General features: G+C 65.2%; 11 protein-coding genes and 1 tRNA gene. 9 read left to right on the plus strand and 3 right to left on the minus strand.

All coding sequences use genetic code 11. The features are described from left to right. Nucleotides 1-9: 9 nt before the first annotated feature. The 8 genes from grpE to EMB92_RS09360 all read left to right on the plus strand — a co-directional run bounded on the left by grpE (nucleotide 10) and on the right by EMB92_RS09360 (nucleotide 7,340). On the plus strand, nucleotides 10-729 hold the full coding sequence (grpE, locus tag EMB92_RS09325) for a nucleotide exchange factor GrpE (protein WP_150394665.1): 720 nt from the start codon (nucleotides 10-12) through the stop codon (nucleotides 727-729). 61 nt (nucleotides 730-790) lie between these two features. Then, nucleotides 791-1,801, plus strand: coding sequence for a DnaJ C-terminal domain-containing protein (locus EMB92_RS09330; RefSeq protein WP_043166076.1), 1,011 nt, complete (start codon nucleotides 791-793; stop codon nucleotides 1,799-1,801). A gap of 34 nt (nucleotides 1,802-1,835) precedes the next feature. Next, nucleotides 1,836-2,429: a heat shock protein transcriptional repressor HspR gene (locus EMB92_RS09335; RefSeq protein WP_150394831.1), complete on the plus strand. Its 594-nt coding sequence runs from the start codon at nucleotides 1,836-1,838 to the stop codon at nucleotides 2,427-2,429. Nucleotides 2,430-2,614: 185 nt separating this feature from the next. Further along, complete coding sequence (locus EMB92_RS09340) at nucleotides 2,615-3,286, plus strand: HAD family hydrolase (RefSeq protein ID WP_150394666.1); 672 nt, start codon at nucleotides 2,615-2,617, stop codon at nucleotides 3,284-3,286. A gap of 44 nt (nucleotides 3,287-3,330) precedes the next feature. Continuing rightward, nucleotides 3,331-4,014 carry a DedA family protein gene (locus tag EMB92_RS09345; protein ID WP_150394667.1) on the plus strand — a complete coding sequence of 228 codons (684 nt, stop codon included), beginning with the start codon at nucleotides 3,331-3,333 and terminating at the stop codon, nucleotides 4,012-4,014. A 239-nt stretch (nucleotides 4,015-4,253) separates the two neighbouring features. Then, complete coding sequence (locus tag EMB92_RS09350) at nucleotides 4,254-4,802, plus strand: AAA family ATPase (protein ID WP_223847676.1); 549 nt, start codon at nucleotides 4,254-4,256, stop codon at nucleotides 4,800-4,802. Between the two features lie 285 nt (nucleotides 4,803-5,087). Continuing rightward, a tRNA-Ala gene (locus tag EMB92_RS09355) sits at nucleotides 5,088-5,160 on the plus strand. A 560-nt stretch (nucleotides 5,161-5,720) separates the two neighbouring features. Continuing rightward, nucleotides 5,721-7,340: a C69 family dipeptidase gene (locus tag EMB92_RS09360; RefSeq protein ID WP_150394668.1), complete on the plus strand. Its 1,620-nt coding sequence runs from the start codon at nucleotides 5,721-5,723 to the stop codon at nucleotides 7,338-7,340. A 117-nt stretch (nucleotides 7,341-7,457) separates the two neighbouring features. On the opposite strand, the gene EMB92_RS09365 is transcribed toward EMB92_RS09360, so the two are convergent. After that, complete coding sequence (locus EMB92_RS09365; RefSeq protein ID WP_150394669.1) at nucleotides 7,458-9,827, minus strand: YhgE/Pip domain-containing protein; 2,370 nt, start codon at nucleotides 9,825-9,827, stop codon at nucleotides 7,458-7,460. Next, nucleotides 9,824-12,460 (minus strand): YhgE/Pip domain-containing protein, encoded by a 2,637-nt coding sequence (locus EMB92_RS09370; protein ID WP_150394670.1) that lies wholly within the window; start codon nucleotides 12,458-12,460, stop codon nucleotides 9,824-9,826. Before EMB92_RS09370 ends, EMB92_RS09365 begins: the two co-directional genes overlap by 4 nt. Before the next feature lie 256 nt (nucleotides 12,461-12,716). On the opposite strand from EMB92_RS09370, the gene rsmI reads away from it, so the two are divergent. Then, nucleotides 12,717-13,679 (plus strand): 16S rRNA (cytidine(1402)-2'-O)-methyltransferase, encoded by a 963-nt coding sequence (rsmI, locus tag EMB92_RS09375; protein ID WP_190973642.1) that lies wholly within the window; start codon nucleotides 12,717-12,719, stop codon nucleotides 13,677-13,679. Here rsmI and EMB92_RS09380 read toward each other — a convergent pair. Further along, nucleotides 13,666-14,352, minus strand: a complete 687-nt coding sequence (locus tag EMB92_RS09380) for a hypothetical protein (protein WP_150394672.1) — start codon at nucleotides 14,350-14,352, stop codon at nucleotides 13,666-13,668. The two genes, rsmI and EMB92_RS09380, sit on opposite strands and share 14 nt — an antisense overlap. Nucleotides 14,353-14,952 lie beyond the last annotated feature (600 nt).

The following is a 14,952-nucleotide window of genomic DNA, read 5'->3' on the forward strand; positions in this document are numbered from 1 at the left end:
TTCCGTCCGATGGCTGAATTCAACAAGGACGACTACCTGAAGGATCTGCCGGACCCCGACGACGCGCGCGACACCGCCGCGTCGTCGGCCCCGGCCGACACCCCCGCCGACGCCGCTGCCGCCAAGCAGTCCGCCCCCTCCGACGAGTCCGCCAAGACTTCGGCTCCCTCTTCTGCCGAGTCCGCTCAGACCTCGGCTCCCTCTGATGAGGGAGCTGGCGCGGCGAATGCCGCGACTGAGGGAGAGACCTCCGGCAAGACCGACGCCGCCGGCAAGGACTCCGACAACACCCTGACCCCGCTGGGCCAGGCCAAGAAGGAGGCCGCCGACTACCTCGAGGCCCTGCAGCGCGAGCGCGCGGAATTCATCAACTACCGCAATCGCGCGAAGAAGGAGCAGGAGCGCTTCCGCCAGCACGGCATCATCGACGTGCTGACCGCGCTGCTGCCCGCCCTCGACGACATCGACCGCATCCGGGCCAACAGCGAGATGGACGACTCCTTCAAGGCCGTCGCCGCGAAGATCGACAAGGCCTTCGAGAAGTTCGGCGTCGAGAAGTTCGGCGAGGCTGGCGAGGACTTCGACCCGACCAAGCACGACGCGATCCTGCACAAGCCGGACGCATCGGCCGAAAAGGAAACCGTCGACACCGTGGTGGAGGCCGGCTACCGCATCGGCGACCGCGTAATCCGCGCCGCCCGAGTAGTAGTCTCCTCCCCCCAAAACTGACCATTCGGCTCCCCTCGCAAACAGGGGAGCCAATTTATACGACTTACGAAAGGAGACATGAATGGCTGAGAACGAATGGCTGAGCAAAGACTTCTACAAAGTCCTTGGTGTCTCCAAGGACGCCACCCCCGAGCAGATCACCAAAGCCTACCGCAAGCTGGCGCGCAAGTACCACCCCGACCTCAACAAGACCAAGGAGGCGGAGGAGAAGTTCAAGGACATCTCCGAGGCCTATGACGTGTTGAGCAACAAGGATCAGCGCCAGAAGTACGATGCCATCCGCCAGTTCGGCATGGGCGGCGCCCGCTTCGCCGGCGGTTCCGGTCAGGGCGGCTTCGACGCCTCCGGATTCTCCGACATCTTCGGTTCGATGTTCGGACAGGGCTCCGGCATGGGCGGCAACGGGAACATCCGCTTCACCACGTCCGGCGGCGGCAATCCGAACCTCAACGACATCTTTTCGATGTTCGGCGGCGCGGCCGGTGCCGGGTCGCAGGGCGCGTACGGTGCTGGCCCCGGAGGCTACTCGTATGAGGAGCCTCCGACCCCTACCAAGGGCAAGGACCGCAACTCGAAGATCACCCTGACGCTTCGTCAGGCTGCCAAGGGCGCGACCGTCTCGCTGTCCGTGGACGGCTCGAAGTTCAAGACGCACATCCCCGCGGGCGTGCGCGACGGCCAGAAGATCCGTCTGGCCGGCAAGGGCCACGCGGGTTTGAACGGCGGTGCGCACGGTGACCTGTACCTGCAGGTCAGCGTCAAGCCGGATTCCAAGTTCACGATGCGCGGCCATGATCTGGTGATGGATCTGCCCGTGAGCGTGGGCGAGGCCGTGGCCGGTGCGAAGGTCGAGGCCACCGATATCGACGGCGAGACCGTCACGTTCAAGGTGCCCGCCGGCTCGTCCAGCGGCACCGAGGTGAAGGTCGCCGGCAAGGGCGTGCAGGTCGGCAACACGCCGGGCGATCTCATCGGCCGCGTGATGATCCAGGTCCCGGTCAAGCCGGGTCTGGGCGTCAAGCACGCCGCCAAGGAGTTCGACAAGGCCGCGGGCGACTACATCCCGCGCTGAGCGACAAGTGGCACAAGTGGTTTGGAGGTGAATGATGGCGAGGGTCGCGCGTGAACTGCGCCAGCTGTACGCGATGTGCGCGACGGCGATCGTGCTTGGTCGCGCCGATCTCGACGGCGCCGACGAGGCCGGCTTCGATCTTGAACTGCCGGTGTTCACGATCGGGCAGGCTGCCGAAGTCGCCAACATCCACCCTCAGACGCTCCGCCAGTACGATCGCGTCGGACTGGTCGTCCCGCAGCGTACGGAGGGCGGTGCCCGCCGCTACTGCCTGCGCGACATCGACCGCCTCGTCCAGGCGCAGCGAATGATCCAGACCGAGGGCATCAACCTGTCCGGCGTGACGCGCATCCTCACGCTGCAGGAGGAGAACCGGCAGCTGCGCCGTCAGGTGCGTCGTCTGCAGACGGCCGGCGAGGAGAGCGTGTTCGCCGCCGGGCGCGATGGCGACATCGTCGAGATGCAGCGGTCGAACAGCGCGCGCATGTGGCGTCGCGCGATCCGCACGCAGATGCGCGAGCTGCCGGGCCGCCCGGCGCCGCGCCCGTCGCGTGGCGTGGCGGACGCCGGCGACGCGTTCGGCTACGGTGATTCGCCCGACGACAAGTCGCTGGTCATCTGGCGCTGAATCGCAGATCTTTGTTGTCATTTCCGTACGCGAGGACCGTTATTGCCGGTCCCGCGTACGGTTTTTCTATTTCTCCGCACGATTCCGGCACGTCGCGCGCGGCGACTGTCGGGCTGGTTTGGTGTGATGGAACCGATGGAAAGCCGCGGGGGATCCGTGGCCTACGCGCGACGGACGGAGGAATCATGCTGCTCAAGGCGGTGTTCTGGGATCTCGACGGCACTCTGATCGATTCGGAGCCGCTGTGGCACAATGGCGAATTCGAAATCGCCGCGGCCAACAACGGCACGTGGAGCGAGGATCTCGGCTGGGAGTGCTCCGGCACGCCGGTGCCCGATGTGGCGCGGCGCATGATCGAGCACGGCTGCACGCTGTCGGTCGAGGAGATCGACAGGCAGCTCAAGCAGTACGTGTTCGATCAGGAGAAGATCCACATGCCGTGGATCGACGGCGTGACCGACGTGCTGCGCGCGCTCAAGGGGGCCGGCATTCCGTCGATGCTGGTGAGCACCTCCCCGCGTCCGATCGTCGAGAACGTGCTCGACGCCGCTCCCGGCCTGTTCGCGGGCTACGTGTGTGGCGACGACGACGCCAAGCACAAGCCGGATCCGGCGCCGTACCTGCTGGCCGCCTCCAAGCTCGGCATCGCGCGTGAGGACATGGCCAAGTGCGTGGTGCTCGAGGATACGCTCGTGGGTCTTACCGCGGGCGCCGCGTCCGGTGCGACGACGATCGCGCAGACCTGCACGATCCGCACCGACACGTCCGCCGGCCCGCAGTTCGCCTCGATCAACGGCTACGCGGGCATCGACCCGGCCGCGCTCGACGGTTTCGTGCGCCAGCGTCTGGAGGCGTGAGACAGTCCCGGCGTGACGCCCGCGGCTGATAGAGTGACAGCGCTATGGCTTTTATCAATTTCATTCTTGAACTTCTGAAGGATCCGCGCGCGGCGATCGCCGGGTGGATCGCGATGGGCGTGGCGCCCACGCTGGGCTTCATCTTCCTGATCGTCTTCATCGAGACGGGTGTGGTGTTCTTCCCGTTCCTGCCCGGCGACTCCCTGCTGTTCGCGGCGGGCGTGTTCGCTGCCCCCGACGCCATGACCGGCAAGGCCGCGCTGCCGTTGCACTTCCTGCTGCCGGTCGTCTGGCTCGCCCCGATCGTCGGCGACCAGTGCAACTACTTCATTGGCCACTTCTTCGGCCGCCGCATCATCCAGTCCGGCAAGGTCAAGGCGATGACCCCCGAGCGCATCGCCAAAACCGAGAAGATGATCGAGAAGTGGGGCCCTCTGGCCGTGTTCCTCGGCCGCTTCTTCCCGTTCATCCGCACGTTCATGCCGTTCATCTCCGGCATCTCCGGCATGCGATGGAGCCGTTTCGCGCCGTTCTCGGTGCTCGGCGGCCTCGTGTGGTCGTCGCTGTTCACGCTCCTCGGCTACTTCTTCGGCAACATTCCGGCCGTGCAGGATCACTTCGAGCTGGTGATCGTCCTCATCCTGCTGGTCTCGCTCGCTCCGACGATCATCGGCCTGTTCAAGGCCAAGTTCGGCAAGAAGAAGCCCGCCGCCCACGCCGCCAAGTGACGCCCGCAGCTTCGACGTTCCGGCATTCCGACGCTCCGACTCAGGTCCGGTCCTCATCCTCAGGAGGACCGGACCTTGTCGTATCGGGCGAGTCCCACATTCGGATTTTGGTAGTTGTGAGATTCGGATTTTAGCGGTTGATGCGTAAGGTATTTGCGTGTTGGTAGAAGGAAGGCCGGAATTTGGCGGATTCTGAGGTAACGAGCGAGGGCGTGGGGCGGCGTCGATCTGATGGCATCATGCCGACGGGATATCGCTCGCGGATCGTCGACGCGCAAATTGAAAGATATATGCGCATCTTTGGTGCCGTGGAGATCGCCGGTACCAAGTGGTGCGGCAAGACATGGTCAGCACGTGCGCATGCATCCAGCATCACGTATGTTGATCGCGGTAGCAATCTGGACGTGGCTCGTGCGGATCCGTCATTGATGCTGATCGGAGAACGTCCCCACGTCATCGACGAATGGCAGCTTGTACCGGATATCTGGGATGAGGTGCGCCATGGTGTCGATGACGAGCCGGGAGAAAAAGGGAGATGGCTCCTCACTGGATCGTCCACTCCTCTAGGACGGCAGGCTCCACATCACAGCGGTGCCGGACGTATCCGGATGAACCCCATGACACTTACGGAATCCGGTGTATCCAGCGGTGAGGTGAGTCTTGCAGGTCTGTTTGGTCATCGATTCGCTGCTGCCAGATCCCCGGTTGATACTCGATCCTTGCTGGATGCGGTGTGCCGTGGCGGATGGCCGGAGGCGGTGGGCCGGGATCGAGATCAAGTCCAGTGAGGACAAGGTCCCCGGTGCCGCGGCCAACTTGGTTCGTATGCGCGAGAAACTGCTGAAGAATCCAAGCGCCAGAACACGTGAGCCGGAGTTTTTGGCTGTGCTTGTTGGCGTAGGGGGATTCGCGTACCGACGCAAGGAGGATGGAATCTATGTGATTCCGGTCGGTGTGCTCGGGGCATGACATAAATTGGTGCGATTGGCGATTTCTCCGCGTGTCGAGTTGCGAACGCGTGGGAATCGACTATATTGAAGCGAGTTGTCCTGCGGAGCAAGACAACACACCAAGGGGCTGTAGCTCAGTTGGTAGAGCGCTTCGTTCGCATCGAAGAGGTCGTGGTTTCGATTACCATCAGCTCCACAAACCCTCCGGAATTCCACCTCCGGAGGGTTTTTCTTTTTCTCCGGAAGGTCCGGGATCCTCGCTGGATGGCTCTAGGCGAGAGGTTTCTGCGGGATGGTGTCAGGGGGAGCTCGCTCTGGTCCGGTTCAATGAGAGGCGTGTGCTGGCGGGTGACCGGAATCTCTCGCTGGAGTGGTGTTTGGGGAGAGATCGGTGCTTAGGACTGTCGGGAATCTCTCGCTGATGAGGTACAGGCGGGAGACCTGTGCTGGACAGTGACGGAAACCTCTCGCTAAGCGGGGTGTTAGCGAGAGATTGGTGTCAAGAGCGTGCGGTGAGCTCTCGCCGACAGGGGCTTGGCGAGAGATCCACGGCAGGTGGTGACACGGGTGTCTCGTTGAGTGGGGCTAGCGGGTATGGAGGATGGAGGAGCGCAGTGGCGGTGACCGCCATCCTGCTTCGTGCGGCCCGTGATCCGGTGCCGTCCATTCAGGCTCCGTCCATGCACAGCCCATATCCGCGAATCATCCTTGGGCACGATTTGCCCGGGGGCATCGACCCTCCTAGAGTAGGGCGGCATGTCATGCACCACCATTCTCGTTGGAAAAGCAGCCAGCTACGACGGTTCGACCATCATCGCGCGTGACGATGACTCCGGTTCGGGCCGCTACGATCCCAAGCGCTTCATCGCCGTCGCCCCCAAGGACCAGCCGCGCCACTACAGGAGCGTCCTGAGCCACGTCGAGATCGATCTGCCGGACAACCCGTGCCGGTACTCGATCGTGCCGAACGTCCTCAACAACCGCGGCATCCTCGCCGAGGCGGGCGCGAACGAATACAACGTCGCGATGAGCGCGACCGAAACCATCGCGGTCAACGAGCGCGTGGCCGCCGCCGACCCGTTCGTCGAACTGGTTCCCGCGGGTGAAAACGCCGAGATCCCAGGCGGCATCGGCGAGGAGGACATCATCACCCTCGTCCTGCCGTACGTCAGGACCGCGCGCGAGGGCGTCGCCCGTCTCGGCGAACTGCTCGAGGAGTACGGCACGTACGAGTCGAACGGCGTGATCATCTCCGACGTGGACGAGATCTGGTACGTCGAGACGATCGGCGGCCACCACTGGATCGCCCGCCGCGTGCCCGACGACTGCTACGCGACGATCCCCAACCAGCTCGGCATCGACGACTTCGACCTGTCCGACGCGTTCGGCGATCAGCGCGAGTACATGTGCAGCGCCGACCTGCGTGAGTTCATCGTCGACCATCACCTCGATCGTACGATGCGCGCGCACACCTCCCGTCGCGCCGTCGCCAGCCATCGCCGCGACCGGTTCAACCCGCGCGCGGTGTTCGGCGACTCCACGCCGAAGGACCACATCTACAACACGCCCCGCGCCTGGTACATGCAGCGCCATCTGAACCCGAGCGAGGATTGGGATTCGCCCAACGCGCGATTCACGCCGATCTCCGACGACATCCCGTGGTGCCGCGTGCCCGAACGCAAGGTGTCGATCGAGGACATCGACTTCCTGCTCGGATCGCATTTCGAGGACACGCCCTACGACCCGTACGGCACGCTCGGCACGCCCGAATCGCGCCACCGCTACCGCCCGATCGGCGTCAACCGCACCGGACACATGGTCGCGATCCAGCTGCGTCCGTACGCACCGGAGGCCTCCCGCGCGGTGATGTGGATCTCGTACGGTTCCGGCCCGTTTACGACCGCGGCCCCGTTCTACGCGAACGTGCGCGATACGCCCGCCTACCTGCGCGATACGACGCCGGAGGTGTCGACCGCGAACCTGTACTGGACGAACCGTCTGATCGCGGTGATCGCGGACGCGCACTGGTTCGAGACGCAGAACCTGATCGGCCGGTACGTCGAGCAGGTGCGCGTGTTCGGGCATCGCCTGATCGAGTCGACCGACGCCGGAATCGCGAAGGCGATCGCGGCGTCGACGGCGAAGCGGTCGCCCGCGGATCGACCGTCCGAGGACGCGCCGGCCGGTGTGGGCGATGGCATGACCGGTGTGGGCGGTGCGGCCGGTGCGGCCGACGTGCCGGCCGCGCTCGAAGGCGCCAACGAGCGCATGGCCGCCTTCCTCGAGACCCACGCGCACACGCTGCTGAACGACGTGCTCTACACGTCCAGCAACCTGATGCACAACAGCTTCGCGATGTCCGATCGCTGGATCTGATCCCTAGGATGGCCCCCTCTGATGAGGGGGCTGTCAGCGGAGCTGACTGGGGGAGAGAAGAGGAGCGGACCATAGGGCCGCGTGAGACACGGTATCGGCCGAAGGGCGATGCCGTGTCTACATCACCTTGGTGCTTTCGAGGTTGCGGATGATCCAGTCGTTGAGGCGGATCACGGGCTTGCGCAGCATGAGGCCGAGCAGCAGCGAAGGCACCAGGAACAGGGCGAGCTTGCCCATCGAGATCCAGTACTCCATGCCGTAGTAGCCGGCCATCGCCGAGTGCATCGCGTCGACGCCGTACGGGAACAGCAGCCACTTGGCGATCACCTGGAAGAACGGCGGCAGCGTCTCCACAGGGAACGTGCCGCCGGAGCCGGCCACCTGCATGACGAGCAGCACGACGGCGATCGCCTTGCCGATGTCGCCGAACGACACCGTGAGCGTGTACACGAGGTTCGAGAACACCAGCGAGGCGAGCCATCCGGTCATGAGGAACAGGAACGGATGCTTGCACTGCACGCCGAGGTAGAACAGGTCGCCAAGGCACACGAGCGTGCCCTGCAGCAGCGCGAACAGGCCGAAGATCATGTATCGGCCGAAATACTCCTGATGTAGTCTGAGCCCGAACTGACGCGCGTTGCCGGGCGATTCGGAATGCGGCTTGCGCAGCACGTCGAGCATCGCGCCCGGTCCGGCCGCGCGTCCGATCCTCACCGCCTCGCGCAATCCCACGTCGGAGCCGAGCGGCAGGTTGTTGCCGAGCCCTAGGATCACGGCCTTCTCATGGTCGGAGATCGACACCTTCATCATCGCGGCGAGCACGATCGCGCCCACCCAGATCGACAGGATCGTGTAGAACGGCGTCATCGCGGAACCGTAGTTCGCGATCGGATAGATCGCCTTGCGATCCACCTGAACCGGCGCCGACAGCAGCGAGGCGATCTCCTCCGGGTCCGCCGACATGATCGCCGACAGGCCGTTCGCGCCGGCCCCCGCACCGGACGTTCCACCCGCGCCCGATGCCCCCGACAGTCCGCTCGTCAGCGTCGCGAACTTCGCGTCCAGATCATCCAGCTTCGCCGCCGAATCGGTGAGCGCCTTCGACACGTCGCCCAACGCGCCGCGCGCCTCCTTGAGGCCGCCGCCGATGCCGTCCGCGAGCGACGCCATGCCGCCCGTCGCGCCGGACAGGCGGTCGATCACGGTGCCGGTCTGCGCGGTCAGCTCGTCGATCGACGTTTCCAGCGCGGTCAGCTGCGGCTTGAGCGTCGTGCGATACGTGTCCGCCGCCTTGTCGACCGCCGCACGCGCGTCGGCGACCTGCGCCTTCAGCTCCGCGCGCGTCCGCTCCGCGTCCGCCGTATCGTCGTCGATCCGCTGCGCCGCGTCGCCCAGCGCCGTGGCCGCGGACGAGAGCTTCGCCTGCGTGTCCGCCGCCTGATCGGCCGCCGCGTTGAGCGCGTCCTTCACCGCCGGCAGCGTCGCCGACCCGGCGAGCGCGCGCAGCGACTCGGCGTACTGCCCGTACGCGTCGGCGTGCGCCTGCACCTTGCCCTGCAGCGTGCGCAGCGCGGCCGACGTCTGCCCGGTTTGCACCTTCACGTCGTCGAATGCGGCGTCGATCTCCTTGGATACCTCCGCGTACGCCTTGTCGGCGCGTCTGAGCGCGGCCTCGGCCTGCGCGCTCGCGCTCGACATCACGTTTTTCAGCCCATCGGCGCCCGATTTCGCCTGCGTCATCGCCTGCTTCGCGTCCGCGGCGGCCGATCCGGTCGAGCCGAGCAGCTTGTCGGTCGACGCGACGAGGCCTTCGGTCGACTTGATGAGGCTCGCGTACGCGCCGACCTGCGCGGAGGCGGATTTGAGCTGCGACGACATCGCCTTGATATGCCCGGTGGCGTTGGTCACGTACTGCTTCATCTGCGGCGTGTCCGCGTATTTCGCGACGTTCGACGCCAGTCCGATCGCGACCTGGCCGATCGTCGTGACGAACGTCTGGTCGATGGTCGTGGCGACGGTGGAGGCGCCCTCGTCGGTGATGTGCGGGGCGATCGGGTTGATCTTCTCGTTGAGGTAGTAGTCGAGCTCCGCGTGCTTGACCTTCGTGGAGAACAGGGTCATCATGTCGGCGCTGAAGCTGGAGGGGATGACGAGAGCCGCGTAGTATTCGCCGGAGTGCACGCCGTCGATCGCCTTGTCCTCGCCGACGAACTGCCAGTCGAGCTGGTGGTTGGCGCGCAGGGCGCTGACCACGGTCTCGCCCACGTTGATCGTCACCGGCATGAGGTCCGACTTGTAGCCCTTGTCGGTGTTCGCGACGGCGACCTTGAGCGCCTTCGTGTTGCCGTACGGGTCCCAGCTGGCCGCGATGTTGTACCACGCGTACAGGGCGGGCACGATGACCAGTCCCATCGCCACGATGATCGCGATCACGTTGCGCGTGGCCTGCTGGACGTCCCGTGCGAAGATGCGCCAGATGTTCCTCATCGCGTGCCTCCCTTCTTGCCGTTGCCGCCGTCGTGCTCGCGCCCGTCACGTCCGTTATGCCCGCGTTCGTGCCGTCCGCGCCGCCAGATGTACCCGTTGAGCATCACGTCGCGGAACTGTTCGGCGGTCATCGCGCCCGTGCCCAGCTGGCGCGAGTAGCTTTCGCGCGTGTATTCGACGATGATCAGGTAGGCGTCGATCACGATGATCGACACGATCCACGCGGTGAGCATCGCGATCTTCGCCTGCGTGGCGAACAGCAGCACGAGGAAGACGATCGGCAGCACGGTCAGCATCACCAGACCGGAGACGATGAGCTTCGGATAGCGTGCGAAGAACCGGTGCGCGCGGCGCGTGAGCAGCTCGCGCAGATCCTTGGAGCCGGAGACCTCCCGGAGCACGGAGGTCAGGCTCATCCGCTCGTTGACCATCGTGTTGTGTTCGGTGATCATCAGGTCGGTGTCGCTCAGACGGCTGTCGAACAGGGCGTTCAGGTTCATCGCGTAGCGGCGTACGACCAGTCCGATGAACAGGGCGACCGGCAGATAGTAGGCGAGGTGCAGCATGTCGAGCCAGTAGTGGTTCTCGTACATGCCGCCGATCGGCCCGCGCATCGCGTTGATGCCGTACGTGAACGGCAGCCACGGATGCAGCTCGCGGAAGAAGTCCGGCATCATCTCGATCGGGTAGAGGCCCGAGGCGCCCGGGATCTGCATGATCACGAGGATTACCGCGACCGCCTTGCCGATGTGTCGGAACGCGGCCGCCATCGCGTAGATGATGTTGATGTACACGAACGAGCAGAAGATGCCGGCGAGCAGGAACAGCAGCGGATACTCGCATTGGATGCCGAGCAGCAGGTCGCCGACGCAGGCGATGACCGCCTGCATGAAGCCGATCACGACGAGCAGCAGCCAGCGGCCGAGATAGGCCTGCGTGGCGGTCAGCTGGATCAGCCCCTCGCGGTCAACCTCGAGCTTGTAGATCGCGATGAGCACGAATCCGCCGACCCACAGCGCGAGGTTCGTGTAGAACGGTGTGACCGCCGAACCGTAGTTCGCGATCGGGTAGACGGTCTTCGTGGCGAGCGTGACCGGACTGCCCATGAACGCGCCGAACTCCTTGTCGTTGAGTTTGAGCCGGTCGCGCAGCTTGGCGTACGTCTCGGAGCTCTCGATCGAGGCGACGTCGTTCCTCACGGTCGTCACGTCCTGCTCCAGGGTTTTGAGAGAGTCGCGCGTGCCGCCGATCGTCGTCGACGCCTCGGCGAGCGTCCCGTCGAGCTGGGCGAACAGGCCGTCCGCCTGCGTGATGGTCGTGTCGAGCGAGGTGAGCGTGCCTGCGAGCGTGCCGTTGAGCGCGGCGAAGCTGCCCAGCGACGCGTTGAGGTTCGGCATGATCGAGGTCGTGAGGCTCTGGCGTGCCGCGTTGAGCCCCGCGATACCGCCGCTCGTGGTCGTGCCCGCCACGTTCGACAGATGCGTCGTGACGTCCTTGCCGGCGCCGATGAACGATGTCGTGTTCCTGTGGAAGTCGCTGACCTGCTGCTGTTGCGTCTTGACCGCCGTGTCGATCACGTTGATCTGGCTCCAGATGTGACGTCCCAGCGGATCGGTGGTGTTCTCGTCGATGCCGGCCTTGGCGAGCGCGGCCTTCACATCGGCGATCGTTTGGGCCGTGGCGTCGAGCGGAACCGAGATCGTGGTCGTGATGCGGTCGACCGACGCCTGCGCGTCGTTGAGCGATCCGGTGATCGCGCCGGCCGCGATGTTCGCCTGCACGCCCACACCGGACAGCTGCGCCGACCCGAGGTCGAACGCGCCGGTGAGCACGCCGCCGAAGCGCTGCGCGTCGTTCTGCGCGGTGTCGAGGAGCGTGCCCGCGTTGTTCGACACCTTGCGCGCCGCGTCGAGCTCCTTCCTGAGCTCGACGAGCGTCTGCCGCGCCTGCGCGACGGAGTTGCGCGACTGGTCGAGGCCCGCGCGCGTGCGTCCAAGCGTGTCCGACGCCTTGCGGATGCGCGCGTTCGTCCTGTCGAGATCCGCGATGATGTCGTCGGTCGTCTCGCCCGCCTTGCCCGCGATGTCGTCGCTCGCCTTCGTGACGGCCTTCGCGACGACCTCGCCGACGGTCGACACGAACGTCTGGTTGATCTGCTCGTCGATCGTGTTCGCGCCCGTATCGGTGATCTTCGGCGCGATCGCGTTCTTCTTCTCGTTGACGTAGTACGTGATCTTCGGGCGGTCCGCGGATCCGGTGACCACGCCCGCGAGACTCTCGCTGAAGTCGTCGTCCAGCACGATCGCCGCGTAGTATTCGCCCTTCTGCATGCCGTCCATCGCCTGCGCGCGGCTGACGAAGCGCCATCCGAGCTGGTGGTTCTTCTTCAGCTGCGCGACGACCTGCGCGCCTGCGTCCATCTTGCCCGCGATCGGCGAATCGGTGCCCTTGTCGTCGTTGACGACGGCGACCTGGATGTTGCCGGTGGCGGAGTACGGGTCCCAGTTGGCGAGGATGTTGAACCACGCGTACAGCGACGGGATGATCGCCACGCCGAGCGTGACTACCAGCGCCACCGGATTGCGCAGAATCCGCATGAGATCGCGCGTAAACACCTGCCAGATCGTGCTCATGCCGTTTGCCGTCCCTCTCTTGCCGCGATATCCGCGATACCTGCGATATCGATATCCGAGATGCAGATTACTCAGGACCGGCGTCGCACCGCTATATCGTGGGCGAAAAACAGGTGTGCAGATGAACCGATACTGTCCGGATAGTGACTGCATCGGCGGGCGGAAGATCATCGCCGGTTGGCTCGGGCCGCGCAATTCAGAGGGAATTTACGTAGCCTGCGGTCTCCCACACGCGCGAATGGGGGATACTGGAACCATGACTAGCACAGACGACGTTATCGAAACCCCGGATTCCCAGCTTCACGACGAGCCGCGGCCTCTCGCGGCCGTGCGCATCCCCGCCGGAACCGTGGTGCTCGCGGCCACTCCGATCGGCAATGTGTTCGACGCCTCCGAGCGACTGAAGGCGCTTATCGAACAGGCCGACATCATCGCGGCCGAGGACACGCGTCGACTGTACGATCTCGCGAACCGACTCGGCGTGCACGTGAACGGCCGCGTCATCGCCTACCACGATCACAACGAGCGCAATAAGGCCGACGGCCTGCTCGACAACGTCGAGACCGGCGCGACCGTCCTCGTCGTCTCCGACGCCGGCATGCCGACGATCAACGATCCGGGACTGGCGATCGTGCGCCGCGCCATCGAACGCGGACTGCCGGTCACCTGCGCGCCCGGACCGTCCGCCGTGCTCGACGCGCTCGCCCTCTCCGGCCTGCCCACCGACCGCTTCTGCTACGAGGGATTCCTGCCGCGCAAGCACTCCGAACGCATGCAGCACCTGCGCACGCTCCTGCCCGAACGGCGCACGATGGTCTTCTACGAGACACTGCACCGCATCGACGATTCGATGGACGACCTGCTGGAGGCGTTCGGGCCGAACCGTCGCATGGCCCTGTGCCGCGAGCTGACCAAGGACTACGAGGAGGTGCGCCGCGGCACGATCATCGAGATCCGCGACGGCGTGCGCGAGGATCCGCCGCGCGGCGAGATGGTGCTCGTCGTCGCCGGCGCGTCCGACGAGGAGGCGACCGCCGCCGCGCCGAGCACGCTGTCCATCGAGGATCTGGCCCGACTGGCCATCGACCGCGCGCTCGAGGACGGACTGCGCATCAAGGAGGCGATCAGCCAGGTCGCCGAGGAGCACCCGCTGCCCGACGGCACCCTGCCCAATCGCAAGCAGATCTACACCGCGGTCCTCAAACTCAAGCAGGACTGAATTCCTGCCGATTCGCCCGCCGCTGGGCGTAGATGCGGCTGACCGACCGCAGGAGGGTGCGCGCCTGCGGGACCGTGGGCATGCACGGGTTCTCGTCGAGGATCATCATGCAGTCGCCCGGCGAGAAGTCGTACGCGTCCATGCAGTCGGCGATCGGCTCGATGAGCAGCATGTCCTCCGTGCGATCGCCGAAGATCGTGACGATGTCGCACACCGTGCGCGCCGGCCGCGTGATCCGCAACGGGCCGATGCGCGCCAGATCGCGGTGCTCCACCTTGCGGTCGAACGCGCGCACGCGGCGGCCGTGATGCGTCTTGCGAAAGTGCGAGCGCGACATCACGTCCAACGTGTCGGGGAACGTGCCGCCCATCCACACCCACAGGGCGGTGAACGCGCAGGCGATCGTCGCGAACGGGATGATGCGTTCGGTGATCATCGCCCGCCCGTACAGGGTGTCGGCGTGCTCGGTCCAGTATCCGCTGCGCGAGTCCAGTCCGCCGACCGACCCGATGATCGTCAGACGTTTGAGACTCAGCGGCCCCGGCAGATCTCGGTCGACGAGGATCGGCGGGATGATCGGCTTCGGCCGTGGCGCTAGCGGCATGCCCGGCGTCACCGGCTCGGCCGGCGCGGGAATCGTGTCGCGGGGCGCGTCCGGTGCCGTGCTTCGCAAAGTCGCCGGGGGATTGGGCGGTGACGCATCCTGCGCGATACCCCGCGAGACTGCCGGGGGATTGGTCGGTAACGCATCCCGTGCGGCGTCCGATGGCATATCCGATGTGAGGTTCGATGTGAGGTTCGTCGTTGAACTGTCCATGCACCCACGATACCGGCCGAGCGGTCGGCCGTGTACCCGTCATACGGTTCCCGTGGACGACGGTGGATGACCCGGTGGATGACCCGGTGGATGAGCCGCGGCGTCCGTTCTCGCGTCGGTCTAGTTGCCATAACGCGGTCATTCCGACCGTATCGGCGTGTTATGGCGAGATCCGCTGCCACAAGTGTTCGGGAGGGGGATTTCGGGTGCGTTGTGCCAATAGGTGTCTGAGGCGTTGTGGATGCGATTGTCGTAGAATGGCGGAATTCCAAGGATCCGGTCATGGAGGGGCGTGTCACGACGTTTGCGGTTCGTTGATTTCGCTGTGTTGTGGCAGGACCCGTTGCCACAACTGTTCGAAAGGGGCGGGATTCCCGTGGTGTGGCGGGGATTGCTGCCACGGGATCGCGAAGATGCGATTCCGGTCGCGTTGTGGCCGGGCAGTGGGCCACAACG

Origin of the sequence: Bifidobacterium callitrichos, assembly GCF_008698085.1 — a bacterium.
GTDB lineage: Bacteria > Actinomycetota > Actinomycetes > Actinomycetales > Bifidobacteriaceae > Bifidobacterium > Bifidobacterium callitrichos.

Excerpts from the sequence above, each read along its gene's own strand:
- grpE (WP_150394665.1), top strand. The coding sequence starts at position 10 with ATGGCTGAATTCAACAAGGACGACTACCTGAAGGATCTGCCGGACCCC.
- EMB92_RS09330 (WP_043166076.1), top strand. The coding sequence starts at position 791 with ATGGCTGAGAACGAATGGCTGAGCAAAGACTTCTACAAAGTCCTTGGT.
- EMB92_RS09335 (WP_150394831.1), top strand. The coding sequence starts at position 1,836 with ATGGCGAGGGTCGCGCGTGAACTGCGCCAGCTGTACGCGATGTGCGCG.
- EMB92_RS09340 (WP_150394666.1), top strand. The coding sequence starts at position 2,615 with ATGCTGCTCAAGGCGGTGTTCTGGGATCTCGACGGCACTCTGATCGAT.
- EMB92_RS09345 (WP_150394667.1), top strand. The coding sequence starts at position 3,331 with ATGGCTTTTATCAATTTCATTCTTGAACTTCTGAAGGATCCGCGCGCG.
- EMB92_RS09350 (WP_223847676.1), top strand. The coding sequence starts at position 4,254 with ATGCCGACGGGATATCGCTCGCGGATCGTCGACGCGCAAATTGAAAGA.
- EMB92_RS09360 (WP_150394668.1), top strand. The coding sequence starts at position 5,721 with ATGTCATGCACCACCATTCTCGTTGGAAAAGCAGCCAGCTACGACGGT.
- EMB92_RS09365 (WP_150394669.1), bottom strand. The coding sequence starts at position 9,827 with ATGAGGAACATCTGGCGCATCTTCGCACGGGACGTCCAGCAGGCCACG.
- EMB92_RS09370 (WP_150394670.1), bottom strand. The coding sequence starts at position 12,460 with ATGAGCACGATCTGGCAGGTGTTTACGCGCGATCTCATGCGGATTCTG.
- rsmI (WP_190973642.1), top strand. The coding sequence starts at position 12,717 with ATGACTAGCACAGACGACGTTATCGAAACCCCGGATTCCCAGCTTCAC.